Source organism: Aeromonas sp. MdU4, from assembly GCF_041929505.1.
In the GTDB taxonomy this organism is placed as follows: Bacteria; Pseudomonadota; Gammaproteobacteria; order Enterobacterales; family Aeromonadaceae; genus Aeromonas.
This window is the reverse complement of sequence record NZ_JBHFMW010000003.1, coordinates 35871-43105: the sequence shown is the minus strand read 5'-3', so window position 1 is coordinate 43105 and position 7235 is coordinate 35871. Positions and strand designations below refer to the sequence as shown.

General features: G+C 38.1%; 5 protein-coding genes and 1 pseudogene. 3 read left to right on the top strand and 3 right to left on the bottom strand.

Annotated features, from left to right (window positions below):
* Positions 1 to 231 precede the first annotated feature (231 nt).
* Positions 232 to 1220, top strand: a pseudogene (locus tag ACE1BR_RS02430) (integrase core domain-containing protein).
* 250 nt (positions 1221 to 1470) lie between these two features.
* On the opposite strand, the gene ACE1BR_RS02425 reads toward ACE1BR_RS02430, so the two are convergent.
* Positions 1471 to 1848, bottom strand: a complete 378-nt coding sequence (locus tag ACE1BR_RS02425; RefSeq protein ID WP_374867302.1) for a transcriptional regulator — start codon at positions 1846 to 1848, stop codon at positions 1471 to 1473.
* A gap of 957 nt (positions 1849 to 2805) precedes the next feature.
* Between ACE1BR_RS02425 and ACE1BR_RS02420 the strand changes: the two genes are divergently transcribed.
* Complete coding sequence (locus ACE1BR_RS02420; RefSeq protein ID WP_374867300.1) at positions 2806 to 3522, top strand: transcriptional regulator; 717 nt, start codon at positions 2806 to 2808, stop codon at positions 3520 to 3522.
* Positions 3523 to 3607: 85 nt separating this feature from the next.
* Positions 3608 to 3919, top strand: a complete 312-nt coding sequence (locus ACE1BR_RS02415) for a hypothetical protein (RefSeq protein ID WP_374867298.1) — start codon at positions 3608 to 3610, stop codon at positions 3917 to 3919.
* A 24-nt stretch (positions 3920 to 3943) separates the two neighbouring features.
* Here ACE1BR_RS02415 and ACE1BR_RS02410 read toward each other — a convergent pair whose 3' ends face one another.
* Both ACE1BR_RS02410 and ACE1BR_RS02405 read right to left on the bottom strand, forming a co-directional pair.
* Entirely contained in the window at positions 3944 to 6160 is a 2217-nt protein-coding gene (locus ACE1BR_RS02410) for an EAL domain-containing protein (protein ID WP_374867296.1), read from the bottom strand.
* A complete protein-coding gene (locus tag ACE1BR_RS02405; protein WP_374867294.1) occupies positions 6157 to 6906 on the bottom strand; it encodes a hypothetical protein in 750 nt (249 codons plus the stop codon). The genes ACE1BR_RS02410 and ACE1BR_RS02405 overlap by 4 nt, the downstream gene beginning before the upstream one ends.
* Positions 6907 to 7235: the final 329 nt, after the last annotated feature.

The following is a 7235-nucleotide window of genomic DNA, read 5'->3' as shown; positions in this document are numbered from 1 at the left end:
GGAGAAGTCATGGCGTATGTTAGCGCCATAAACAAGCTGAATACCCTTGGTCTACCTGTCAGAAAGCCCCGAGTGTAGCGGTAACCAGGAGCTGGGGAAGTCATGACTTGCTCGTTGGTTTGGGCAACAACGCCGGTATTCACCTGACAGTTGCCCACAAAAGGGAGTGGTCATACGGCTTCAAACCGGATAACAAAACGGTACCCCTACCATGTTATCTGGAGTCACCGTATGACCACCAACGAGAAAGTCGCTCGTCGCAAACTCAGCCTGCTAGAGCTCGCCAAAGAGCTCAATAACGTCAGCAAAGCCTGCAAGCTCATCGGCTACAGCCGTCAGCAGTTCTACGAAATTCACCGTAATTGCCAGACCTATGGCGCCAAGGGCTTGCTCGACAAATTGCCCGGCTGTAAAGGGGCTCATCCCAACCGGATTGCCCCCGAGATTGAACAGGCCATCCTCGATTACTCCCTCACCAGACCAACTCATGACCCGCTGCGGCACGCACAAGAACTGGCCCTGCAAGGTATCAACGTCAGTGCCGGTGGAGTGCGTGGCGTGTGGCAACGCCACGATTTGCTCTCTAAACACGACCGCTTGTTGCGCCTTGAGAAAACCCACCGGGAGCAGACCATTGAGCTCAATGACGAGCAAATTCGCCTGTTAGAACGCTTCAGCCCCGAGTTTCGCGAACGCCAGATTGAGGTCCACTACACCGGAGAACTGGTGGCGGTCGACACCGTCTTCGTCGGCGCGCTCAAGAGAGTTAGCAAGGTGTATCTGCAAACCGTGCTGGACTGCTACAGTCGCCACGCCTGGGGCGGCTCTACACCAGCTTCGAAGCTCATGAGGCCCGGGTCTATACCATCCTGTCGGATAACGGGCGTGAGTTCTGCGGACGCCCTGACCATCATCCCTACGAGCTGTTCCTGCAACTGGAGGGCATTGAGCACCGGACCACCAAGGTGCGCAGGCCGCAGAGCAACGGCTTTATCGAGCGACTGCATCGCACACTGCTGGATGAACACTTCCGTATCAAGGGGAGGACAACCTAGTATGAGTCGGTAAAGCAGATGCAGACAGACCTAGATAGCTACCTGGAGCACTACAACACCCAGCGGCCACATCAGGGCAGGATGATGGAGGATCAGACCCCCTACAGCATGTTCAAGAAGGGTCTGAAATTGATACCGAAGGAAGTGCGCACTAAAGTAGAGTAAACAAGACACCGGTTTGAGGCCGGTGTCAGGTGATAACTAGATCTGTACATATTGTCATTGATTTCAGCATTTACTACCTCACTTAGCTCCTATATTAACATTTCACTTTTTATCATGGTATATCGGCGTCCCTCTTCATCGTACAATAAAATAAAAACATCATCGTAATTCCCCTCAAAGCTTTGTTATCATAGTAAAATTGTACAATATGGCTTTCACTAGGCTCTTAGAAAACATCACCAATTACACCTTACACAACAAGATCCTTAACTTTATGTCCCTTCTCTAATTTAAAACCCGATTTAGCTGGGTTAAAAATATAACCAGAACCAGATACATTCGTTAAACACGAACAATCCTCATCTGCTTTTTTTAAAAACTTACGGATATTTGATAATGCAACTGAAACGGTATTCTCACATACAATTCGATTAGCCCAGACATGATGTAGAATCTCATCTTTAGAGATCAGTCGCCCAACATTATTTATCAAGTACATCAATACATCCCTGTCTTTTTTGCCTAGTCTAGACTGCACAATCACCCCCCCTAAAGCTTTATACTCGACAATGCCATGTTGAAGATCAAAGACAACCCCCTTGTCTCTATTAAGCATTTTTAAATACATACCACGTCACCTCAATACATAAAGATTTATTTTTACGATAACTAACGCAGCAATAATCTTATTTTTTAATCAAAATGTAGTGATACTAAAATAATAAATTTATAAAATAAAAAAACCATTTAACATCAATGGGTTGCAAGAGCGCGCATCTCTGTTGAGATGGCAATTTCATTGTTTCTTCATTGTTCTCACAACTAAAAAACGATCGGAAATGACGGGTATAAAACTTATCGTGCCACCTAACGTAATAACCATATTTGATAAGTTTCATCTAGCCCAGGCCAATCTCTTTCAGAGAAAGATTTACTATTACAGAGCGTAAATTTTTCTTAAAAAAATACTTTAATTTATAATGGACGGCATAATCCTGTTTCGCATTCAACCTTAAATTTATAACTCGCCTATTGATAGTATCAGGAGATGGCTACACTATGGCTAAATCGAAACACCATAAATTAACCACATGTATAAATCATTCCTTTGGTCATCCTATAAAATCCACTCTGAATGGCAATTCGCTACACTAATAAATTATCATTCCGAATATCAAATTGCACCTGAAATATATTTCACAAACTATATTTAGTTGTATTTAGCGAGATCATGTGCATCTATTTTAATAGCACATACCAAATGAGCATGACCTAATACTCTATACACTCATACAAACACGAAAATTAGAAACTTAGTGATTGATTTCATAAATGGTTTTAATAAAGAGTGATTTAATCCTTTGAAGACAAGATATTGTAAGCACGCATACTGTCGACAATAGCCTATAATAGATATATCTGCGAGCACTAAGTAATGTAGTAATAATGAATAGAATACTAAGGTCATGCTATTGCAACTATACCAAAGACACATATAGAATATCTAATAAGGTAGGGCTATCGCAGAAGACGAGTAGCTCTCAATGAGAAACAAATATTTAACTTAATCGTTGGTGGTTTTAGAATGCTAAACTACAACGCCGTCTCAGGTGACGTCACATGGAACTCAGAAGTGATTGCTCGATTAAGCAAAAGCGAGACGCTCATCTTTGCAGCTTTACTAAAAAAATTAAATCAGTTTTCCAGTAAAGAGGAGTTGATTGAAGAAGGGTGGCCTAACAAGTTCGTCTCTCCCAACTCACTGGCTGTTGCTATAAAAAACATCAGAAAAGTACTACAAGAGACTGATAGTGTATTTAATATAGAAACCGTTCACCGGAGAGGTTATATATTGCATGGAGAAGCAGACAAGATCCAATTTAACATGATTGCTCAGCAACCTCCTTATGACTCGTCAAAAAATAAAAATGAGATAAATACAGAGAGTAAAACAACCGAATCATGTTCAGATGAAGTAAATGAGGCCATTGTTAACATGGCAAAGGTTAATGCAAAGAGCATTGTGCAAGAAAGACATGGCAACTATTTTAAAAAAATATTCATAAAAATATTGTTCTCGCTGTATTGCGTAGCGCTCCTGTCATTAAGTATCATTTATTATTTTTCTTCAGGTGAGCTTTATTGCTATCAGTTAAACGGAAAAATAAAAATTTGTGGTGTTTTCGAGCTAAATAAAAGCAAGCAACAATCAATAGCTGAAAATATACAAAAAAAATATGGACTTTATCTTTACGGGTATGACAATAATGATCAGAACATTAAAGTTTATAGTGTTAATTAGTTTTATAATCCTCCATGTTTATATTATCACACCAATTATCAATGGTATGGGATGCAATTATAACTCTGAGACAAATGATGTAAAAATGAAATATATAAGTACATGCCGATTCGGCATTGTAGAAACCATCGCATGGAACAAGATCAGTGGAGAAAAAAAACTTTTTAAAGGGATCTTGGCAAAAAAGAACGATGACTTGTTTTTTTTTGTAGTTTATTCAAAAGAACTATCCAAACCTTTATTCGATTTTGACGATGGTTTAAATGTAAGATTTACCGATGCTCATATATACTCAGCGAAGCAAATTCATGCTGGGCAATACGATTGGGTTCTTCTAAGGAACCCATCGTATCGTATTTACAGGGTGAATATGGCTGGTAGGTTGGGCTTTTGGTAATGCTATTCCTGCTATCCACTAATCTTAAGTAGCGTAGCTATTAAGTTTATATATATTGATGCTATCCTCATTGGTGTCGTGCCAACTTTTGATATAGCTTAACATGACATCTTCTTTATTTGGTTTTGAGAAATAGTACCCTTGTACATATTTCACCCCCAAATTTTTTAATACCAAAAGCTCGTCTTCTTCCTCAACCCCCTCAGCTATTACGTACATACCTGCTTCGTTCGCATAAGTTAATATGGAATTTAAAAGGCGCTGCATTGATAGTGATTTATTAATGCCAGAAACTAGATTTCTATCAATCTTGATTGCATCAAATGCCCTCATACTTAATGTAGAGAAAAAGGCATAACCAGTACCAAAGTCATCAAGGTAAACCTCTACTCCTAGCTTTTTTATTTCGCTAATTGCATCAATGAAAACCGACTGTTCAACGATTGGCACCGACTCAGTAACTTCTAAATTTAATGTATTACGTGGCAATTTATATTCTGTGATTACTTTTTCCATAAAGTCTCTAATCATCATACCATTGAAGATGATCTGAGATGGAGATATGTTAACTGTAACGGGATAACCTGACTTTAGAAAAAAATTTGCTGCACATTGCACCATAAATTCAAATAATGCATTCATATGGCAATAATCTTCTGCCCACTGAATTATATCAACCGTGCTTAAATTAGGATGTCGCAGTAATGCTTCAAATGACTTAACGCCCCCCTTCTGAATATCATGTAGCGGCTGGAATACTGCATAGCATTCACCCAACATCGAGTCTATATTAAATGTTCTTTGCAAATGAAATGTCTCATGACTTTTTCGGGAGTCCATTTTGTCTTCAAAATACACAGGTACACGTTCATGGGAGTATTTGGCTACATACATAGCCATATCAGCTTTATCAAGCAACTCTTCTACTGCAGTTGCTTGATGGGGATAAGAACTAACGCCAATAGAAATACCGATTGAAAATGTGCGTTCCCCCAGTACGATTGGCTGCGTTATTTTTTCGATCAGTTCCTGACAGTGCAATAGGGCTACACTTTTCTCACCATGGATAACAAAGGCAAACTCATCACCTCCAAGGCGTGCGACAGGACTATTCATACCTAAAATTGATGACATCCTTGCTGAAGATATTTTTAATACAAGATCACCAGCAGCGTGTCCCATAAAATCATTAATCTCTTTAAATTTATCAAGATCTGCATATGCAACCAAAAATTCTTTATTGGAATTACACTTTTCACTTAATACATTCTTGAATCCCTCTCTATTAAGTAAACCGGTCAAAGGATCTATTAGTTTACTTTTTCTAAGCTCATCTACCGTTTTCTGCAACGTATGTATAATATGTGTTTCTTTCTTCCGCATTATCAAGATAATGCTAGTGCTGATGCATATACTGTAAAATAGAATAAAATCATAAAAAGATAAATCCAAAGCTACATTTACAGCAGCGAATAAAGCTGAAACTAAGGCAGCGATAACAATTCTTACATATGGGCTGGTTTTAATAAAAAGACAAATAAATGATGCCATCAAAATTAGCGCAAATGTTTCTTTTGATAAAGTATGGAAAAAATCATTCACTATATAAAAAACGATTGAGGACAGTGATACCAATAGACTAAAATTCATCATCTTAATGTTTTTGTTGTCAGGAATGAATTGCTCTGACAAAAAAAGATATGATGTAAAAAAGGTAAATGCCATAAGATTTGCTGCAAGTAGCTGATATACCAGCTTTTCTGATGAACTAGGAAAAACAAGAACAGATACACTTGCAATAAGAGTACATAAGGCACCACCAAAATGGAGCCATAAAAATGATAGCACTTCATTACCTTTTGACAAAAAAGACGTTGAGGATTGCCAAAAATTTAACACAAATAAAAACCCAATGATAAATACAGTGTTATTAACAGCATACATTGTCAGAGATGACCAATAAGACCCCATTCCTATTGGATAATTTTGGCTACTAAAATATAGTAAGTTGAACCCTATTATTGTCATAAAAACTGATATCAATAAGATTGACTTACGTATATAGCGACCAAATGCCCATAGAAAGAAAACTAGGTAGGCATTAGGAGCCCAAATAATACTGTACTCAGAATGGTGATGCCCATCATTTGTCAATGCATGGAATACGTATTGATAAATAATATTACAGAGTGTTAATGCACACAATGCAATGACAAGTGTAGTATTCTTAATTGCACTCATAACATGACCTTATAGGAGATATCCTCCATGCTTTTTGCTAAATAAGCAGTTGAGATATAATCTCCCATCAATGCAAAAAATGGTGTCCGGCATACTATATCAAGATCTGTCTGGCTTTGAATTCTATCTAATATAAGTTGAGCTGACATTTTTTCTTTAATATAAAAGCAGGTGTCAATAAAGTGATTAACTTCAGCTAGGTTGGATGGAGGGGGCCCTAATCTGACATATTTAAATAGTTCATTAACCATGTGAAAGCTATTGGATTCATTATCTTTCCAGTTATAACCACCTAGACAAACCATATGGCCACCATCTGCAATTTTAAAAAGTGAGCGTTGCCATTCTTTATCATTGCTTATATGCCGTGGCAAATTCAAATCAAGAGTCAATTCAATATTCTGAGAGTGCATATTATCCATTAATGCTATCAGCTGACCGGACATATGGGATAATAGTCTTGCCTCTACTTTAAAAAATAATTGACATGGCCGACGACCAGCTTGATTATATGTTTTGCAAAATTCGTCAAGAAGTGACATTTGTACCTTGGTGTTCATCAACAACAAGTTAAAATCACAAGACTTATAGAATGAAGTAGCCTCCATGCTGATTGGTCTGAAATATAATCCAGCCATTCTCTTTTTGGGATTTTTGCTATAAATCCCCTGAACAAACAATCTAGTGTAGCTGTTCCACCACTCAACATCATTCTCATCCATGTTCCAGCTGTCATCTTGTTTCATTACGCCCTCGACCTTACCGCACCATGATGCTTTAAATCAGATTGGTTGATATTTTAAGTTAAACCATCACAATGCCGACGATTAATAAAGTAATAAAACCCCTAAGGTGATTTTTACATAACCCATCAATCTCTCACGGTTACTCCATGTATTGTAATATTCAGAAGTATGGAGAGCTGATGACAATCAGATATCGTATCTCCTTCCCTCTTTCCATCTGCAATGATACATTGTTGAGTTTGCCTTTTAGATAAAGGGAACAAAACTCTACTCCTAAAATAACATTAACATTTATATTCCTATATGAGACTGGGGATAGATCACTACTC